Source organism: Rhodoblastus acidophilus, from assembly GCF_025961575.1.
Classification (GTDB): domain Bacteria; phylum Pseudomonadota; class Alphaproteobacteria; order Rhizobiales; family Beijerinckiaceae; genus Rhodoblastus; species Rhodoblastus acidophilus_C.
Genome location: NZ_JAOQNX010000011.1, coordinates 98,293 through 116,571, shown reverse-complemented (window position 1 = coordinate 116,571; position 18,279 = coordinate 98,293). Strand labels below are relative to the sequence as shown.

The window sequence follows — 18,279 nt, the reverse complement described above, 5'->3', positions numbered from 1 at the left end:
TAAAGTCAAATGTTCCTTGGACGAATTAAGGCGACGAGCAGAACAATCAGCCATGCAACAGCGGGCGCAAGTCGCCAATGTTGCGAGTAATAGGTCTCCGGAAGCGCTTTGGGCAAGCTTCCGTCCAGTATGGCTTCAATTCCCAGCGAAGTGGAGTTCAGGATTCGTCCGAATGGATCAATAATCGCGGAGACCCCCGTATTTGCGGATCGGACCATGGGCAATCCCTGTTCGACCGCACGCAGGCGCGCCTGCGACAAATGCTGATAGGGTCCGGTCGTGACGCCGAACCAGCCGTCATTTGTGACGTTTAGCATAAGACCGGGCCGCGCGCTGGCTTCCGACAGGTGTTTGGCGACTTCTTCTGGAAATATTGCTTCATAGCAAATCAATGGGAAAACCGGAGGCAATCCGGGGGCGACAAGAAGACGCGCATATTCGCCCGCATCGAACGCGCCCGGGCTCCAGACGAACTGGGTCAAGCCCACGCGGGCCAGCAGGTCGGCAAAGGGCATATATTCGCCGAAGGGCGTCAAATGCATCTTGTCGAAATATTCCTTGATCTCGCCGCGCTGAATGACAGCCAGCGAATTGAAATATTTCGTATGGCTTCCCTCGACTTGCGCCCGTGCGGCGCCGGTGAACAGCACGGCGTTCTGCATGCGGGACCCGATCACAGAAAGGGAAACGGGGTCGCGGGACAGAATGAAGGGGAAGACGGACTCCGACCAAACGACATGCGTAACGTCCGACACCCCCGTCGTCTGCGGAGAGGTGGCGCGGTCCGACAGTCTCAGATAGCGATCCAACAGTTCGGACCTGCGATCGGCGCGAAATTCGTCATTCGCGACATTCGCCTGAACAATCCGCAGCTTGACGCCCTTCACGAATTCGGTCTTGTCCTGCAGCCTCACAACGCCATAGAGCGCCAGGATCACGAATCCGAGCAGGAAAAGACCGAGCGCGCGCCAACTGGACCTGCCCTTGCCTAGCAAGGCCGGCGAGGCAAAAAGCAGGACGGACAAGACTGTCAGTCCGTAAAGCCCTAGGACAGACGCGGCTTGCGCGAACACCAGGTTCCCGCCCAGCGCCATGCCAAAATCATTCCAGGGGAACCCCGTCAGGACATGGCCACGCAGCCATTCGGCGGCCGACAATCCCGCCGCGAGGGCGAAGATGCGGGCCGCGCCCGGCGACCACATGAGTCGCGCCAGCGCGAACCCCAAACTGGTGAAGATCGCCAGCCCCGCAGGCAGACCCAGCACGCCCAGCGGCAGAGCCCAGGCGAAACGCTCCGCCTCCGTCAGGAAAGCGACGCCAAGCCACCAGAGGCCTGCGACAAAATAGCCGAAGCCAAGCCACCAGCCGGCGCCGGCGGCGCGGCGAACGCCCGCCCAACGCGTCTCGCCGGCTGAGCCGTCGATCAGCCAGACGGCGACCGTCATGGGAACAAAAAAGGCCGGAAAGAAGGAAAACGGCGCCAGCGCCAGCACGCCGATGGCGCCGCTGAAAAAAGCGATCAAACGGCGCGTCCAGCCTTCGGCCAGAATCACCTTGTGCGAAAGAAAAAGCATTGCGCGCCTGGACGTCGAGGGACCGAATCACTTGCGACTTTACAGAAGGGTTGGCGCCGCGCCAAAGCGCGTCACGCCTCTCCGTCGCTCTTCTGGCTCCGCGCGGCCTCGCGCGCGACGGCGCGGATTTTGAGCTTTTTCAGGCGGCGAGGATCGGCGTCGAGGACGTCGAATTCGAACGCCTTGTCTGGACTGACCACGACCTCGCCGCGAATGGGAACCCGTCCCGCGAAAGCCGTCGCCAATCCGCCGATCGTATCGACCTCTTCCTGTTCGCCGAATTTGGTCAGGTCGAGCCCTGTGATTTCCGTAGCGTCTTCGAGCCCCACGCGCGCATCCGCGATATAGACGCCCGACGCCACCGCCTCGATCTTCGGATTTTCGTCGAGGTCGTGTTCATCCTCGATGTCGCCGACGATCATCTCGACGATATCTTCGATGGACACCAGACCGTCCGTGCCGCCGTACTCGTCGATGACCAAAGCCATATGCGTCCGTGTCGCCTGCATCTTGACCAGCAGGTCGAGCGCCGGCATCGAAGGCGGCGCGTAAAGAACGGGACGCAAGATTCCCGCGGTCTCGAGCCGCACGGAAAGATCGACGCGCACAAATTGCGGCCCCGGAAGCGGATCGTCGCCTTGCGGCTGTCCGCGCGCCAAGATCGATTTCTCGGCGGATGAGGCGACAAAATCGACGAAGTCGCGGATATGTACCATGCCGCGGGGATCGTCGAGCGTCTCACCGTGAACCGGCAGACGCGAATGTCCGGCGGTGCGAAAGCTGGCCAGAACGTCGGCCAATTGCGATTCAATGGAGATCGCAACAATATCCGCACGCGGCACCATGACGTCGCTGACTTTAAGGTCGTGCAGCGCCAGGACGTTCTTCAGCATCTCCCGTTCGTAAGGCGTGAAGTCCTCGGCGACGGCGTCATCCTCAAGCGCATCCTCAATGTCGTCGCGGATGGACGCCCCCGACAGGCCAAACAAGGCGCGCAGGCGTTCAACGATCGATCCGCGGCTCGAACTTCGTTCGGCGACATTGGAGTCTTCGCTGTCGCGTTCCGGGGCGCCCATGGCTAATGACCTTCAGGGAGTTGGTTTTCTCGATAGGGATCGGCGATCCCCATCCGCCGAAGCACGCGGGCCTCGCTGGCCTCCATGTCTTCAGCCTCGTCATCGGTTTCGTGATCGTAGCCGAGAAGATGGAGAAAGCCGTGAACAACCATATGACAAAAATGATGCGGCAAGGACTTGCCCTGTTCTTCGGCCTCGCGCGCCACGGTTTCATAGGCGATGGCGATGTCGCCAAGCACATGCGCCGTCTCGATGGGCTCAGGTCCAGGAAAGGACAGGACGTTCGTCGGTTTGTCCATGCCTCGGAACTGCGCGTTGAGCACGCGGATGCGCGCATCGTCACAGAGCAGCAAACTGACCTCAGCGCCATTGCGCACCTCATCGCCCGTTTCGGCGAGCGCCTCGGTCAGGCACTTTTCGATGAGCGCATGCAGATCGGCGAGGGCGCCCCAACTCTCGCACGCGACGCTGGTCTCGATGGAAAGCGTCATGACGACAAGTCCCTGGCGCCGCGCTCCGACTTCGGCTTTCGCTCCGACGATTCATAGGCTGCGACGATGCGTCGCACCAAATCGTGACGGACGACGTCCGCCTCCGTGAACGTCACGTGTCCGACGCCTTCCAGGCCCGACAGCAGCGCGATGGCCTCGCTCAATCCAGACCTTTGCCCAGTCGGCAGATCGGTCTGGCTGGGATCGCCCGTGACGATCATGCGCGACCCCTCGCCCAGCCGGGTCAGGAACATCTTCATCTGCATGGTCGTCGCATTTTGCGCCTCGTCGAGCAGGATGCAGGCGTTGGACAAGGTGCGGCCACGCATGAAAGCCAAGGGCGCAACCTCGATCATGCCCGTCTGCATGCCACGCTCGACCATCCGGGCGTCCATGAAGTCCTGCAAGGCGTCATAGATCGGACGCAGGTAGGGATCGACCTTTTCGCGCATGTCCCCGGGAAGAAAGCCGAGCCTTTCGCCCGCCTCGACGGCGGGACGCGACAGAATCAGGCGCTCGACGGCGCCCTGCTCCAGCAGCGAAACGGCATGACCGACCGCGAGCCAGGTCTTGCCCGTGCCGGCGGGGCCGGCGGCGAACACCAGTTCGCGCCGTTTCAGCTCGCGAATATAAAAATCCTGCGAACTCGTGCGCGCGCGCACGCCCTTCTTCCGTGTCGCGACCTGCTCGAAATTGGAGCGCGAGGCCGGTGTTTCGCCGGGAAAGAGACTGCCTTGCATGGCGCATTCTTCAATCGCGCCGTCGACATCGCCAAGAGTCGCCGGCTGCCCGGCCCGAGCGCGCTCGAAAAGAATTTGCAGGACGCGACGCGCATGCCCGACCGCTTCGGGCGGCCCCTTCATGACGACGTGATTGCCGTTGGCGTTCAGGGAAACGTTCAACCTCCGCTCGATCCGCGCCAGATTTTGATCGTAATGGCCGAAAACCATCGAAGCCGTGCGGTTGTCGTCCAGCGAAACAGTCTGTTCGGCATCGGCGTTTCGGTCGGTGGAGCCCGCCATGTCAGGCCGCCCCTTCCGATCCAGGATCAACAAGGCGCCCGAACAGCGAGTTGGAGCCGCAGCGGACGATTTCGACCGGAACTTGCCGCCCGATCAATTCCACGCGTCCGTCGACCTGGACCGGCTGCAAATAAGGCGACTTGCCCGCCACCTGCCCCTCGTGCCGCCCTGGCTTCTCGAACAGCACCGGCGTGATCTGGCCGACGAGACTGGCGTTGAACTGCTGACGCTGGCGTTCGACCAGCTCCTGCAAGCGGTACAGGCGTTCGGTCTTGATCGCTTCGTCAATCTGGTCGGGGAGTTCGGCGCCCGGCGTGCCCGGCCGTGGCGAATATTTGAACGAAAAACTAGAAGCAAAGCGCACTTCCGAGATCAGATCGAGCGTCGCCTGAAAATCGGCGTCGGTTTCGCCGGGAAAGCCGACGATGAAGTCGGACGACAAAGCCAGGTCCGGGCGGGCGCGCCTGATTTTCTCGATGAGCCGGACATAGTCCTGGGCGCTGTGGCGTCGATTCATAGCTTGAAGGATCGCGTCCGAACCCGACTGAACCGGAAGATGCAGAAACGGCATCAGCGCGGGGAGGTCCGCGAAAGCCTCGATCAGGTCATCGGTCATGTCATTGGGATGACTGGTGGTGAAGCGCAGGCGCAAAATGCCTTCAACTTGCGCCAGACGCCTCAGCAGCCGCGCCAGCGACCAGATCGCGCCATCCTCGCCCATTCCATGATAGGCGTCGACATTCTGGCCGAGCAAGGTGATCTCACGAACGCCCGCGCGCGCCAAAACTTCGGCTTCAGCGACGATTTTCGCGGCCGGACGCGAAATCTCAGCGCCGCGCGTGTAAGGCACGACACAGAAGGTGCAGAACTTGTCGCAGCCTTCCTGTACGGTCAGGAAGGCCGAGACGCCGCGCTCCCTGATTTTCTCGTCGCTCGGCGCCGTCAGGTGGTCGAACTTGTCCTCTACGGGAAATTCCGTGTCGACGACGGGCTGAGAAACACTTTCGCGCACCAGATCCGGCAGGCGATGATAGTTTTGGGGGCCGACGACCAGATCGACCGCGCGCTGCTTGCGCAGGATCTCCGATCCCTCGGCCTGCGCCACGCAACCGGCCACTGCGATGCGCGTCGACTGCCCCCGGGCTTGGCGCTCTTCCTTGAGCTGACGCAGCTTGCCCAGCTCCGAAAACACCTTTTCCGCGGCCTTTTCACGGATATGGCACGTGTTCAGGACGATCAGGTCCGCCTGTTCGATCTGCGCCGTCTCCTCATAGCCTTCCGGTGCGAGAACATCCGCCATGCGCGTTGCATCGTAGACGTTCATCTGGCAGCCGAAGGATTTGATGAACAGTTTTTTGGGTTCGCTCGCCTCGCGGGCGGCGAATTCGGCGCGATCTGATGCAGGTTTCAAAATTTCTGGGTGTCCTCGGCAGGGAGACGTGGCGTTTATATAGCGGATTTCGTCCCAGCCGATAAGAAGCGCAACACAAATTGTTGAGCCGCGCCCGCGCGGCTCAAGCCAGATTTCTCCGCATCACCAGGGCGTCGGCCCGGTCGCCGTCCGCTCTGGCATAGTAAGCCTTGCGCCGACCGACCTCCAGGAAGCCGTTGCGGCGATAAAGAGCCAGCGCGGCCTGGTTTTGCGCATCGACTTCGAGGAAGACAACCTGAACGCGCCGCGCCGCCAAGCGCGACAAATGGTCCTGAAGCAAACGCTGCGCGCAGCCGAACATGCGGATCGCCGGCGCAACGACAATCGTCAATACCTCGGCCTCATCCACGGCGATGCGAGACATCAGATAGCCGGCAAGGCCCGATTTCGTGTCCACGCCAACGCTCAGGCACGCCGAGTCCGCCAAAAGGGCCTCAAACTCGCTGGCGCTCCACGAATGCGCAAAGCCGGTCGCATGCAGGCTGGCGCAATCGACGGCGTCGCCGACCTTCAAGACCCGGGGAAGAGCAAAGTCGGGTTTTCGACGCAGGAGTTCTGGAATTTTCATGAGACTGCGCGCGGAAGGGCCGCCCTTCCGGAAAGAGTGACGTCAGGCGCTTTGAGATAAAGCGGGCGCGCCGGCGCGGTCTCGGGATCGGCCGCAGCCCCCAATTTCGCCACAGCCGCAATGTCGGGCCACGCTTCGCAATGGTCGACCAAAATCTCCTGGCCCAGCGCCCTCGCGGTCTCCCGCAGGCCTTCTGCGCCGCTTCCGGTGGCGATGACTTGGCCTGTGGCCAGCAAGCGGCACGCATCCGAGAGCGAGATAAGCCGGGGCGAGGTCAAGACCCGGCCGTTGGAATTATAGGCCGACAGAAAGACATTTCCGTGCGAGGCGTCGATGGCGGCCACAACGATGAGTTCATCTGCCGAAAACAGCAGTGGCGTCGCCAGGGCCGCAAGCGTCGAGACGCCAACCGCCTTGATACCGCACGCGAGGGCGATCCCACGCGCCGCGGCGACGCCGATCCTTATTCCCGTGAACGAGCCCGGACCGACGGTCACAGCGACGCGGTCGAGTGAAGCGAAGCCGCCGCCAAGGCGCTGGACCCGCTCCATCATCGGCATGAGCGCCTCGGCGTGGCCCTTCTGCATGGGCAAGGTCTCGCGAACCACCACCTGTTGCGCGTCGCCGTCGTAAATACAGACGGAAACCGCCGGGAGCGATGTGTCGATCGCGAGGACGCGCATGGAGGGCCGACCGAACCTGAGAATGAATGAAGGTCAGGCTTCCTCGACGGATTTGACCTGCGGCAGGAAGTGACACAGCAGATTCTGAATCCCGCGCTTGAGCGTCGCCGTTGAGGACGGACACCCGGAGCACGCGCCTTTCATCTGCAGATAGACCACGCCGTCCTTGAAGGCGCGGAACACGATGTCGCCGCCATCGCCCGCGACGGCGGGACGCACGCGCTCGTCGAGAAGCTGTTTGATGGCCTCGACCGTTTCCGCATCCTCGGGAGCGAATTGCTCGGCAGGAGCCGGACCGGAAGCGCCCGCTTCGGCGACCAGAACAGGCCGACCGGACAAAAAATGCTCCATAATGGCGCCGAGGATCGCCGGCTTCAGATTTTGCCAGTCGCCGTCGCCCTTGGTGACCGAAATGAAATCCGACCCCAGAAACACGCCGCTGACGCCGTCAATAGAAAAGATCGCCTGGGCGAGCGGCGACACGCTGGCCTCATCGGGTGAGCGCAAGTCCCAAACGCCTTCCCGCGACACGGAAGCGCCCGGGAGAAATTTCAGCGTCGCAGGATTGGGCGTGGTTTCCGTCTGAATGAACATAGCGTGCCTCCGAATTCACCCGGTTCAAGGCCGGAGATGGATGATGCTAAGATAAGGACTATGCCCGACAAGGGAAGCGCTTTTGGAAAAAGCTCAACGCAGCAGGCCGACGATGTCCTTCACCTGATTCATGATTGGTTGCGCGATCGCCCGCGCGCGGACGGCGCCGTCGCGCAGAACCTGGTCGATATAGCCAGGATCTTTCTCGAGCCGGCGCATCTCCGCGCCAATCGAACCAAGTTTCTCAATGGCGAGTTCGGCCAGCGCCGGCTTGAACGACGAGAACTGCGCCCCGCCAAAGTCCTGCAGCACCTTTTCCGCGGGAACGTCAGCCAGGGCCGCGAAAATTCCGATCAAATTCTCCGCCTCTGGCCGCCCTTTCAAACCCTCGAGTTCGGTCGGCAACGGTTCGGCATCGGTCTTGGCCTTGCGAATCTTCTGGTTGATCGCGTCGGCGTCGTCGGAAAGGTTTATGCGCGAGAATTCGGACGCGTCGGATTTCGACATTTTCTTCGAGCCGTCGCGCAGGCTCATGACGCGGGCGGCGGGCCCCTGAATCAGCGGCAAGGGCAGCGGGAAGAAGGCGTCGCCGTGGCCTTGAGCCGCGATCGAGGCGGCGTAATCATTGTTGAATTTCTGGGCGATGTCGCGCGCGAGCTCGATGTGCTGCTTCTGGTCCTCGCCGACCGGCACATGCGTTGCGCGGTAAAGCAGGATATCGGCGGCCATCAGGGTCGGATAGGCGAACAGGCCAATCGAGACGTTTTCGCGATCCTTGCCGGCCTTTTCCTTGAATTGCGTCATGCGGTTCAACCAGCCCATGCGGGCGACGCAGTTGAACACCCAGGCAAGCTCCGAGTGCTCGGCGACCTGGCTCTGATTAAAAATGACGTTTTTGGCGGGATCGACGCCCGACGCGATATAGGCGGCGGCGATCCGGCGAATGGCGTCGCGCAGCTCGTCCGGCGCCTGCGGCATGGTGATCGCGTGGAGGTCGACCACACAGAACAGGCATTCGTGCGTGTTCTGCAAGGCTACGAACTTGACGATGGCGCCGAGATAATTGCCGAGATGCAGATTGCCGGTTGGCTGGATTCCGGAGAAGACGCGTTCGGGAAAGTTCGTCATTTGGGACCGCACGGATCGAAAGATGCGGTCTTATGGCGTTCGGCGGCCCCGCTGGCAAGAGGCCCGTCGGATCGGCCGCCCATCAGATCCGGCCACTAAAGAATGAAGCGGCTCAGATCGACGTTGGCGGCGAGGTCGCCGACGCGCGCCTCCACATAGGGGCCGTCGACGACGACCGTCTGGCCGGAATTGTCGCTTGCGGAGAAACTCACATCGTCGAGCACGCGCTCCAAAACCGTCTGCAACCGGCGGGCGCCGATGTTCTCGACGCTGGAGTTCACCTGAACCGCGATGCGCGCCAAGGCGTCGATGGCGTCATCGGTGAACTGAAGGTCCACCCCCTCTGTCGCCATCAGGGCCCGATATTGCTTGACAAGGCTCGCTTCGGGTTGGGTCAGGATTCGTTTGAAATCCTCTTCGTCCAGGGACGACAGTTCAACGCGAATCGGCAACCGGCCCTGCAGTTCCGGCAGCAGGTCTGAGGGCTTGGCGACATGGAAGGCGCCCGAGGCGATGAACAGGATATGGTCGGTCTTGACCGCGCCGTGCTTGGTCGCGACGGTCGTGCCCTCGATCAGCGGCAGCAGATCACGCTGGACGCCCTCGCGCGAGACATCGGCCCCGCGGCCGTCCCGGGCGCAAATCTTGTCGATTTCATCGAGAAAGACGATGCCGCTGTTTTCGACCTCGCGCAGCGCGTGTCGCACGATCTGCTCCTGATCGAGCAATTTTTCGGCCTCCTCCGCCTGCAACGGCGCATAGGCCTCCTTGACCTTCATCCGCTGCCGCTTGGGTTGAGCGGCCCGGCCGAAAATGTCGCCGAGCGAGATGGCGCCGACGGAGGCGCCCGGCATGTTTGGTAGGTCGAACATTGGCAGCGCGGGATTGGACGCCGCTGTCAACTCGATCTCGATCTCCTTGTCCTCCATCTCGCCGGCACGCAATTTTTTCCGAAACGCATCCTTGGTCGCCGAACTCGCGTTCGGACCGACCAGCGCGCTGACAATGCGATCTTCCGCCGCCAGTTGCGCACGTGCGGCCACTTCGCGGCGCTTGCCTTCCTTCACCAGCGCAATGCCGATCTCGACGAGATCGCGCACGATCTGCTCAACATCGCGCCCCACATAGCCCACCTCGGTGAATTTCGTCGCCTCGACTTTTAAAAACGGCGCATTGGCCAGTCGCGCCAGCCGGCGGGCGATCTCGGTCTTGCCGCATCCGGTCGGCCCGATCATCAAAATGTTCTTCGGCAGCACTTCATCGCGCATCATGCCTTCGAGCTTGAGGCGCCGCCAGCGGTTGCGCAGCGCGATGGCGACCGCGCGCTTGGCGTCCTTCTGCCCGATGATGAAACGGTCGAGTTCCGAAACGATCTCGCGAGGAGAGAAATCGGTCATGGTTCTATCCTGCTCAGAGCGAATCGAGGCTTTCGACGACGATATTGGTGTTGGTATAGACGCAAATGTCCGCCGCGATCTGCAGAGACCGGCGCGCGATGGTTTCCGCGTCCAGATCGGTTTCGATCAGTGCGCGGCCGGCGGCCAGCGCGTAATTTCCGCCGGAGCCGATCCCCATCACCGACCCTTGCGCCTGGGGCTCGGGCTCGAGGACATCACCAGCCCCGGTGAGAACCAGGGCGCTGGTCTTGTCGGCCACCAGCATCATCGCCTCCAGGCGACGCAGATAGCGATCGGTGCGCCAATCCTTCGCCAGTTCGACACAGGCGCGCAGCAGCTGGCCGGGATATTGCTCCAGCTTGGCCTCGAGCCGCTCGCACAGCGTGAACGCGTCCGCCGTGGCGCCGGCGAAGCCGATGATGACCTGCCCCTTTCCGAGGCGCCGAACTTTTCGGGCGTTGCCCTTGATGATGGTCTGGCCAAGACTCACCTGCCCGTCGCCGGCGATGACCGTCTTCCCATTCTTGCGCACCAGAACAATGGTGGTCGCGTGCATCGTGGAAGATTTTGAATCGTCGGCCATAGGCTCTCCGTCGCAACGCTGAAGCGGCTGCAAACCGCATCTATTGCGACCATGCGAGGCTTGCAAGGCCTGACCAAGTCGCAGTGGCGCCCGCGCTGTCCATTTGCTAAAGGAGACGTTGCTCCGCCCGGGAAGGAACAATGACGCGACAAGCTGAAATCACGCGCAAAACCAAGGAAACCGAGATTTCGGTCAAGATTCGCGTGGACGGCGCCGGCGTGAGCAGGATCTCGACCGGCATCGGTTTCTTCGACCATATGCTCGATCAACTCGCCCGTCATTCGCTGATGGACCTCGAAATCACGGCGAAGGGCGACCTCCACATCGACCAGCACCACACCGTCGAGGATGTGGGCATCACCCTTGGTCAGGCGTTTCGACAGGCGTTGGGCGAGCTTCGCGGCATCGTCCGCTACGCCGACGCCATGATCCCCATGGATGAAACGCTGACGCGGGTTGCCGTCGACGTGTCCGGACGCCCTTTTCTCGTGTTCAAGACCGCGTTCAGCAACGCCAAGATCGGCGAATTCGACACGGAACTGGTGCGGGAGTTCTTTCAAGCCTTTGCGCAAAACGCCGGGCTCACCCTGCATATCGAGACGCTTTATGGCGTGAACAACCACCACATCGCCGAAAGCTGTTTCAAGGGCGTCGCAAGAACAATCGGCCGCGCCGTCGCCATTGACGAACGGCAGGCAGATCGTATTCCTTCGACGAAGGGAGCGCTCTGAGCGAGCGAAGCGCCATTGTTTCTCTACTCGGTTTATCAGCCTGCGGGGACGCTTGACGCCGCCGAACGCGCGGTTTTCGTCCGCCAGGGCTTTGATCGCCTGGCCTTCTTGTTGACTCCGGTCTGGGCGCTCAGACATCGGCTCTGGCGCATGCTTGGGCTTTGGGCGCTCTGGACCGTGATCGTCGGCGTTCTGGCCTCGACCCTGCGTCTTGACGCCGCCGTCGCGGCGCTTGTCTATTCTTTGGGCGCATTGGCCTTCGGCTACGAAGCCGATCGCGCCCGCGAGGATGCTTTGTCCCGCCGGGGCATGCTGCTCCAAGGCTTGAGCCTCGGAGAAACATCGCGGGACGCCGAACGCATATATTTTGATCGGATCAACGCCAAGATGACGCAAGACGCGCCCATGTTCACCGCCACGCCGAACCCCTCTTTCAGCCAGGAGCCGCGCTCGTGAGCGTCGCCATCATCGATTATGGCTCCGGCAACCTGCATTCGGCCCTGAAGGCTTTTGAGAGAGCCGCCCGGGAAGGCGAATCGGGAGAGACGATCAGCATCGTCAGCGACCCAGAGGCCGTCCGAACCGCGAATCGCATCGTTCTGCCCGGCGTCGGCGCTTTCGCGGATTGCCGGCGCGGATTGCTCGCGATCGACGGCATGCTCGAAGCCCTGACCGAATGCGTGCAGAAACGGGGGACCCCGTTTCTCGGCATTTGCGTAGGCATGCAATTGCTGGCGGATCGGGGTCTCGAACACGGCGTCACGCCCGGGCTGGGCTGGATCGGCGGCGAGGTCGCTCCCATCCAACCCAAAGACCCCTCGCTGAAAATCCCGCACATGGGCTGGAACAGCTTGAGCGCTAACGTTCAGCATCCGATCCTTGCGGATATCCCGACCGGCGAGTCCGGCTTGCACGCCTATTTCGTCCACTCCTATTATCTGCGCGCCGCCAATCCAGCGCATGTGCTGGCGACCACCGACTATGGCGAACCTCTGACCGCCATCGTCGGCCGGGACAATGTTGTCGGCGTGCAATTCCATCCCGAAAAAAGCCAGATCATGGGTCTGCGGCTGATTTCCAACTTTTTGAGGTGGCGCCCGTGATTCTGTTTCCGGCGATTGATTTGAAGGGCGGGCAATGCGTGCGCCTGATCCATGGCGACATGGCGCAGGCCACGGTTTTCAACGACGACCCCGCCGCGCAAGCCGAAAATTTCGAGAACCAGGGATTTGAATATCTCCATGTCGTCGATCTCGACGGCGCCTTCGCCGGCAAGCCGATGAACGCCAACGCCGTGGATGCGATCCTCGGCCGCCTCAAGAAAATGCCAGTGCAGCTCGGCGGCGGCATTCGCGACATGCGCACCGTCGACGGCTGGCTCAAGAAGGGGGTTGATCGCGTCATCATCGGCACCGCCGCCGTCCGCGACCCCGCTTTTGTGCGCGAGGCTTCGCGTCTGCATCCCGGGAAGATCGCCGTCGGCGTCGACGCCCGCGACGGTCTGGTCGCCGTGGACGGTTGGGCGAAATCATCGGAACTCACCGCCGTCGAACTGGGCAAGAGATTCGAGGATGCCGGCGTCGCCGCGATCATCTACACGGACATCTCGCGTGACGGCGCGATGAAGGGCTTGAATATCGAGGCGACCCTGGCCTTGGCAGATGCCCTCGTGATCCCAGTGATCGCCTCGGGTGGCCTGGCGTCGATCGCCGACATCGAGCGGCTGCTGCAGCCCGATTGCGCAAAACTCGCTGGCGCCATCACCGGCCGCGCGCTCTACGATGGCCGCCTCGACCCCCAGCAGGCGCTCGCCCTGATCAAATCCCGCAAAGCCGCCTAGCGCGAACGGAGTCCCAAATCTTGCTTAAAGCTCGCGTGATCCCCTGCCTCGACGTCAAGGACGGCCGTGTGGTCAAGGGCGTGAATTTCGTCGATCTGCGCGACGCCGGCGACCCCGTCGAATGCGCCATCGCCTATGACGCCGCCGGCGCCGACGAGCTTTGCTTCCTCGACATCACCGCGAGCCACGAGGAGCGCGGGGTTCTTTTTGACGTGGTCAGGCGCACGGCCGAGGCATGCTTCATGCCTTTGACCGTCGGTGGCGGCGTTCGCACCATCGACGACATCCGCAATCTGCTGCTGGCGGGCGCCGACAAGGCCTCGATCATGACGGCCGCCGTGCACAACCGCGACTTCGTCCGCCAAGGCGCGGAAAAATTCGGCAGCCAGTGCATTGTCGTCGCCATCGACGCCAAACAGGTCGGACCCAAACGCTGGGAAATTTTCACCCATGGCGGCCGCAAGCCGACGGGCATTGACGCGGTGGCCTATGCGCAGGAGGTCGCGTCGCTCGGCGCCGGTGAAATCCTGTTGACCTCCATGGATCGAGATGGAGCCAAATCGGGATTCGATCTCGAACTGACCCGCACGATCGCCGACGCGGTTTCCATTCCGGTGATCGCCTCCGGCGGCGTGGGCACTCTGGAGCATCTGGTCGACGGGATTCGCGAGGGTCACGCCAGCGCGGTCCTTGCCGCCTCCATTTTTCACTTCGGCGAATTCACCATAGGCGAGGCCAAGAGTTATATGGCGAAAGCCGGCTTGCCCATGCGCCTCGACCCTCAAACCTCAAGCGTTCAATGACCGAACCTTTCACGCTCGACACTTTGGCCGCGCTGATCGCCAGCCGAGCCCAGGCCTCCGCCGACAAGTCCTACACCAAGTCGTTGCTCGAATCCGGCGTCTCCCGGATCGCCAAAAAATTCGGCGAAGAGGCGGTTGAGGCGGTGATCGCGGCGGTCGAACGCGACAAGGCGGGCCTCAAGATGGAAGCCGCCGACGTGCTGTATCATCTATTGGTCTTGCTTCAAGACGGCGGCGTTCCGTTGCAGGATGTGATCGCCGAACTCGCCCGGCGCACGCACCAGTCGGGACATCAGGAAAAGGCCTCCCGCGCCAGCCAGGGGTGAAAGTCGGAGACGGAGAATGGCCTTGGTCGAGTTGGTCCGCGACATCGGAAATGAAGCGCTGGATCAGCCGCGCCAAAACCTTTCGCCCTATCGCCGGTTTACCCGCGACGAGTGGGCCGGATTGCGCGCCGACACCCCGATGACGTTGACGATTGACGACCTTCACCGGTTGCAGTCCATCAACGATCCGATTTCAATGGACGAGGTCGCCGCGATTTACCTGCCTCTGTCGCGCTTGCTGGCCCTCTACGTCGCGGCAACTCAGGGGCTTTTCAAGGCGACGCAACGTTTCCTGGGCGCTGACGGCAAGGTTCCCTACATTATCGGTGTGGCCGGTTCCGTCGCCGTGGGAAAATCGACCACCGCGCGCGTTTTGCAGGCGCTTTTGTCGCGCTGGCCCAACACCCCCAAGGTCGACTTGATCACGACCGATGGGTTTCTGCTGCCGAATGCCCAGCTCAAGCGCCAACGCCTGATGGATCGAAAGGGTTTTCCGGAGAGCTATGACAGCGCCCGTCTCCTTCGCTTCCTTTCGGCGGTCAAGGCCGGAGAACGGCGAGTCGAAGCCCCCGTTTACTCTCATCTGACTTATGACATCGTTCCTGACGAGGTGATTACGGTCGACCGCCCGGATATCTTGATCGTTGAGGGCGTCAACGTCCTCCTGCCGAGTCGTCCGCCTCGGGATGGCAAGGAAACGCCTTTCATTTCGGACTTCTTCGATTTCTCTGTCTACCTGCACTCCGACGAGGCGCTGCTGGAGAAATGGTACATCGCCCGTTTCATGCGGCTGCGTTCGACCATGTTTCGCGACCCCAAATCCTATTTCAAAAGATATTCCGACATCAGCGATCAGGAAGCCGAGAAGATCGCGCGAGACATCTGGACGCGGATAAACTTGCGCAACCTGCATGAAAACATCTTGCCAACGCGTGCGAGAGCAAGTCTCATTCTGACCAAGGGGCCAAGCCATCGCATCGAAGAGGTCGCACTCCGGAAGCTTTGAAACTCAGGCCTGTACGAGTCACGCTTGATGTCGGCGAATTCAGATTTTCCCTTGTCGAGCGCAGGCGCCTTGTCGCGACTGAATGAGCGGTCGCGCGAGATTTTTCGCAACATTGTCGAAATTTATCTGGCTAACGGCGACCCCGTCGGCTCGCGGCAACTGTCGCGCATTTTGCCGATGCCGCTCTCGGCGGCGTCCATCCGAAATGTCATGCAAGACCTCGAGAGTCTTGGACTGATTTTTTCGCCGCACACCAGCGCTGGCCGTCTCCCGACCGAACTTGGCCTGAGATTTTTCGTCGATTCGCTCCTGCAAATCGGCGACCTGACAGACGTCGACCGCCGCCAGATCGAAGCGCAAATTCATGCGGCCTCGCGGGCGAGGAGCATAGACGAGGCCTTGGCCGAGGCTGGGAGTCTCCTGTCCGGCCTTTCGCGCGGCGCCGCCGTGGTTCTCACGAGCAAAGAGAACAATAGGCTGAAACAAATCGACTTTGTGCGACTGGAGCCCGAAAAGGCGTTGGCGATTCTGGTTTCAGAGGACGGGTCCGTCGAAAACCGCATCCTTCCCGTTCCTGCAGACCTCCCGCAATCGGCGCTCGTCGAAGCCGGCAATTACCTGAATGCGCGCGTAAAAGGCCGCACCCTGGCGCAGGTGCGCGGAGAGATCGAGTCCTCGCGCGCCGCCGCCCAGTCTGAACTCGACGCGCTCACGGCGAAGCTGGTTTCCCTGGGGCTGGCCATCTGGGCGGGTCCCGAGGGCGCCGCGCAAAACCTCATTGTCCGCGGCCAGGCAAATCTCCTGGAAGATGTCAGCGCCATGGCCGACATCGAGCGAATCAAATTGCTCTTCGACGACCTCGAAACAAAGAGCGACGTGATCGACTTGCTGGCGCGCGCCGAGGACGGCGACGGCGTTCGAATTTTCATCGGTTCGGAAAACAAATTGTTCTCCCTGTCCGGATCATCGATGATCGCCGCGCCTTTTCACGATTCGCAACGGCGGATCGTTGGCGTGCTCGGCGTAATTGGGCCGACGCGCCTCAACTATGCGCGCGTTGTCCCGATGGTCGACTATACCGCGCGTGTGCTCGCGCGCCTGTTCGGCGGACCCTGAGACCTGCAGGGTGAGGATCAGCGATGAATCTCATGACGGAAATCGTCGGCTTCAGCGCCGGCACCCTGACAACCCTGTGCTGGACTCCGCAAGCTGTAAAAATCTTGCGGAGTCGTGACGCCAAATCGATATCGCTTGTGACGCAGATCGCATTCGTGGTCGGCTGCAGCTTGTGGCTGGTCTACGGGATCCTCCTGCAGTCCATATCCATCATCGTGTTCAACGTGATCACGATTCTACTCAATCTTCTGATTATCGGACTGAAGCTGCGTTACGATCCCCCGTCGGTTCCCTAAACCCCTTTCGTCACTCGCGAATCACGCTGCCAAAAATGCTCTGCACTCTCTGCGTCGGCGCCGGCGCGTAGCCAAGGGCCCGGTGGTAAGAGCGGTGTGCGACGTGGACATGCTTTCTGTGGTGCGCATGCGCATAATGGCGGACGGGCGCATTGCCATAGATATTGATCACGGCGCCTTCCTGCCGCACCAACGAAAACAGCGTCGCCGCATTGGCCGGCGAGATGCGGATGCATCCGTGAGAAGCAGGCCGGCCCAGCGCGCCAACGGCATAAGTTCCGTGGATGGCGTAGCCACCGTTGAAGAAAATGGAATGAGGCATCGGCGAATTGTGATACTTCTTCGAGCGATGCATCGTCTGAAGGCTCGTGGGATGATAGGTGCCTCGAGGAGTGACATAACCAGCGCGCGCCGAAGAAATCGGCCAGGAATAGGATGCTCCGCTGCCGGAGTTCACAACCATGCGCTGGGAAGACAAGTCGACGGAAATTTGGACTTTGGCTTGCGCCGCCATTGGCGCAAGGACCAGCGCTGCAATGAGCGCAAAAAAACGAATGAAAATACGCATGAACGCCCCCACGGACCCAGGCCTTAGCCTTTGTTTCCATAGGATTGCAGCATGAGCTTCGCGGGTAAAGGTCAAACTGGCGTAAAGGTTGACGGAAATTATTCAAACGCTCGGTCGCTGTGCTGGCGTGACACACTCTTTCTAGGTCTCGGCTTCACATTGCTATGCTCAACCCAAGTGTTCGGCCAGACCATCGGCTCGGTGGACCCCAAGCCCTTGCCGCCCCTCGCAAACCCGAATGATCCGAGTACGCCGGCGAAGGAACTGTTCGGACGCGCAACCGAGCCCGCCGATCTTTCGGCGCGAGCGATCGGCTTTTACTCTCGAGGCTGCCTCGCCGGCGCCAAGGCTTTGCCCGTGAACGGCGAAACCTGGCAGGTCATGCGCATCTCGCGCAATCGCATGTGGGGCCATCCCAATCTTGTGCGTTTCCTTGAAAATCTCTCGGCGAGAGCACCCACGGAAGCGGGCTGGCCTGGCATTCTCGTCGGCGACATGTCGCAACCGCGCGGCGGCCCGATGATCACCGGTCACGCCTCGCACCAGATCGGTCTGGACGCCGACATCTGGTTGACTCCGATGCCGGATCGCCAGCTCACCCGGCGAGAACGCGAGGAAATGTCGGCGACCAACATGGTCCGCTCCGACGGTCTCGACGTCGACCGCTCCGTTTGGACGCCAGGGCAGCTCGCGATCATCCGCGCGGCGGCGCTCGATCCCGTCGTGGAACGCATTTTCGTCAACGCTGCGATCAAAAAAGCGCTTTGCCGCGACGCCACCGGCAACCGATCATGGTTGAACAAGGTGCGCCCGTACTACGGGCACAATTACCACTTCCATGTTCGTATCGCATGTCCTGACGGCAGCGAGGTCTGCAAGGAGCAGGATCCTGTCCCGCCGGGCGATGGCTGCGACGAATCGCTCGCTTTTTGGTTCAAGCCCTCAATTCTTCATCCGCAACCAAATCCCAACGCCAAGCCAAGACCGGCGATGACCATGTCGGCCTTGCCGCCAGAATGCCGGAAGGTGTTGATCGCCGACTGAG

At 61.6% G+C, this 18,279-nt stretch carries 22 protein-coding genes; 10 read left to right on the top strand and 12 right to left on the bottom strand.

The annotated features are described in order from the left end of the window. Nucleotides 1-5 precede the first annotated feature (5 nt). From lnt to hslV, 11 genes are all read right to left on the bottom strand, one after another. On the bottom strand, nt 6-1,574 hold the full coding sequence (gene lnt, locus M2320_RS10080; protein ID WP_264597156.1) for an apolipoprotein N-acyltransferase: 1,569 nt from the start codon (nt 1,572-1,574) through the stop codon (nt 6-8). A gap of 71 nt (nt 1,575-1,645) precedes the next feature. Next, on the bottom strand, nt 1,646-2,650 hold the full coding sequence (locus M2320_RS10075; protein ID WP_264597155.1) for a hemolysin family protein: 1,005 nt from the start codon (nt 2,648-2,650) through the stop codon (nt 1,646-1,648). A gap of 2 nt (nt 2,651-2,652) precedes the next feature. After that, nucleotides 2,653-3,141 carry an rRNA maturation RNase YbeY gene (gene ybeY / locus M2320_RS10070; RefSeq protein ID WP_264597154.1) on the bottom strand — a complete coding sequence of 163 codons (489 nt, stop codon included), beginning with the start codon at nt 3,139-3,141 and terminating at the stop codon, nt 2,653-2,655. Continuing rightward, entirely contained in the window at nt 3,138-4,163 is a 1,026-nt protein-coding gene (locus M2320_RS10065; protein WP_264597153.1) for a PhoH family protein, read from the bottom strand. The genes ybeY and M2320_RS10065 overlap by 4 nt, the downstream gene beginning before the upstream one ends. Nucleotide 4,164: 1 nt before the next feature. Further along, nucleotides 4,165-5,574, bottom strand: a complete 1,410-nt coding sequence (miaB, locus tag M2320_RS10060; protein WP_264597152.1) for a tRNA (N6-isopentenyl adenosine(37)-C2)-methylthiotransferase MiaB — start codon at nt 5,572-5,574, stop codon at nt 4,165-4,167. Between the two features lie 103 nt (nt 5,575-5,677). After that, on the bottom strand, nt 5,678-6,163 hold the full coding sequence (rimI, locus tag M2320_RS10055; protein ID WP_264597151.1) for a ribosomal protein S18-alanine N-acetyltransferase: 486 nt from the start codon (nt 6,161-6,163) through the stop codon (nt 5,678-5,680). Continuing rightward, nucleotides 6,160-6,846, bottom strand: a complete 687-nt coding sequence (tsaB, locus tag M2320_RS10050) for a tRNA (adenosine(37)-N6)-threonylcarbamoyltransferase complex dimerization subunit type 1 TsaB (RefSeq protein WP_264597150.1) — start codon at nt 6,844-6,846, stop codon at nt 6,160-6,162. The genes rimI and tsaB overlap by 4 nt, the downstream gene beginning before the upstream one ends. 33 nt (nt 6,847-6,879) lie before the next feature. Next, nucleotides 6,880-7,440, bottom strand: a complete 561-nt coding sequence (locus M2320_RS10045) for a NifU family protein (protein ID WP_264597149.1) — start codon at nt 7,438-7,440, stop codon at nt 6,880-6,882. A gap of 93 nt (nt 7,441-7,533) precedes the next feature. Beyond that, nucleotides 7,534-8,568 (bottom strand): tryptophan--tRNA ligase, encoded by a 1,035-nt coding sequence (gene trpS / locus M2320_RS10040; protein WP_264597148.1) that lies wholly within the window; start codon nt 8,566-8,568, stop codon nt 7,534-7,536. A gap of 95 nt (nt 8,569-8,663) precedes the next feature. Then, a complete protein-coding gene (gene hslU / locus M2320_RS10035; RefSeq protein WP_264597147.1) occupies nt 8,664-9,965 on the bottom strand; it encodes an ATP-dependent protease ATPase subunit HslU in 1,302 nt (433 codons plus the stop codon). A gap of 13 nt (nt 9,966-9,978) precedes the next feature. Next, nucleotides 9,979-10,548 (bottom strand): ATP-dependent protease subunit HslV, encoded by a 570-nt coding sequence (hslV, locus tag M2320_RS10030; RefSeq protein WP_264597146.1) that lies wholly within the window; start codon nt 10,546-10,548, stop codon nt 9,979-9,981. A 140-nt stretch (nt 10,549-10,688) separates the two neighbouring features. On the opposite strand from hslV, the gene hisB reads away from it, so the two are divergent. From hisB to M2320_RS09985, 9 genes are read left to right on the top strand one after another with little or no spacing between them, the layout of a single operon-like run. After that, nucleotides 10,689-11,279 (top strand): imidazoleglycerol-phosphate dehydratase HisB, encoded by a 591-nt coding sequence (gene hisB / locus M2320_RS10025; RefSeq protein WP_264597145.1) that lies wholly within the window; start codon nt 10,689-10,691, stop codon nt 11,277-11,279. Nucleotides 11,280-11,294: 15 nt separating this feature from the next. Next, entirely contained in the window at nt 11,295-11,735 is a 441-nt protein-coding gene (locus M2320_RS10020; RefSeq protein ID WP_184429770.1) for a DUF2628 domain-containing protein, read from the top strand. Further along, complete coding sequence (hisH, locus tag M2320_RS10015; RefSeq protein WP_264597144.1) at nt 11,732-12,382, top strand: imidazole glycerol phosphate synthase subunit HisH; 651 nt, start codon at nt 11,732-11,734, stop codon at nt 12,380-12,382. The genes M2320_RS10020 and hisH overlap by 4 nt, the downstream gene beginning before the upstream one ends. Then, nucleotides 12,379-13,119 carry a 1-(5-phosphoribosyl)-5-[(5-phosphoribosylamino)methylideneamino]imidazole-4-carboxamide isomerase gene (gene hisA, locus M2320_RS10010; RefSeq protein WP_184429772.1) on the top strand — a complete coding sequence of 247 codons (741 nt, stop codon included), beginning with the start codon at nt 12,379-12,381 and terminating at the stop codon, nt 13,117-13,119. The genes hisH and hisA overlap by 4 nt, the downstream gene beginning before the upstream one ends. 20 nt (nt 13,120-13,139) lie before the next feature. Then, the gene (gene hisF, locus M2320_RS10005; protein WP_184429773.1) at nt 13,140-13,922 is read left to right on the top strand and encodes an imidazole glycerol phosphate synthase subunit HisF; all 783 of its coding nucleotides are present in this window, start codon (nt 13,140-13,142) and stop codon (nt 13,920-13,922) included. Then, a complete protein-coding gene (locus tag M2320_RS10000) occupies nt 13,919-14,248 on the top strand; it encodes a phosphoribosyl-ATP diphosphatase (protein ID WP_184429774.1) in 330 nt (109 codons plus the stop codon). Before hisF ends, M2320_RS10000 begins: the two co-directional genes overlap by 4 nt. A 16-nt stretch (nt 14,249-14,264) precedes the next feature. Further along, on the top strand, nt 14,265-15,254 hold the full coding sequence (gene coaA / locus M2320_RS09995) for a type I pantothenate kinase (RefSeq protein WP_264597143.1): 990 nt from the start codon (nt 14,265-14,267) through the stop codon (nt 15,252-15,254). Between the two features lie 27 nt (nt 15,255-15,281). After that, the gene (gene hrcA / locus M2320_RS09990; RefSeq protein ID WP_264597142.1) at nt 15,282-16,370 is read left to right on the top strand and encodes a heat-inducible transcriptional repressor HrcA; all 1,089 of its coding nucleotides are present in this window, start codon (nt 15,282-15,284) and stop codon (nt 16,368-16,370) included. A 32-nt stretch (nt 16,371-16,402) separates the two neighbouring features. Beyond that, a complete protein-coding gene (locus tag M2320_RS09985) occupies nt 16,403-16,666 on the top strand; it encodes a SemiSWEET family sugar transporter (protein ID WP_264597141.1) in 264 nt (87 codons plus the stop codon). A gap of 10 nt (nt 16,667-16,676) precedes the next feature. Here M2320_RS09985 and M2320_RS09980 read toward each other — a convergent pair whose 3' ends face one another. Then, entirely contained in the window at nt 16,677-17,234 is a 558-nt protein-coding gene (locus M2320_RS09980; RefSeq protein ID WP_264597140.1) for a L,D-transpeptidase, read from the bottom strand. Between the two features lie 51 nt (nt 17,235-17,285). Between M2320_RS09980 and mepA the strand changes: the two genes are divergently transcribed. Beyond that, on the top strand, nt 17,286-18,278 hold the full coding sequence (mepA, locus tag M2320_RS09975) for a penicillin-insensitive murein endopeptidase (RefSeq protein WP_264597139.1): 993 nt from the start codon (nt 17,286-17,288) through the stop codon (nt 18,276-18,278). Nucleotide 18,279: the final 1 nt, after the last annotated feature.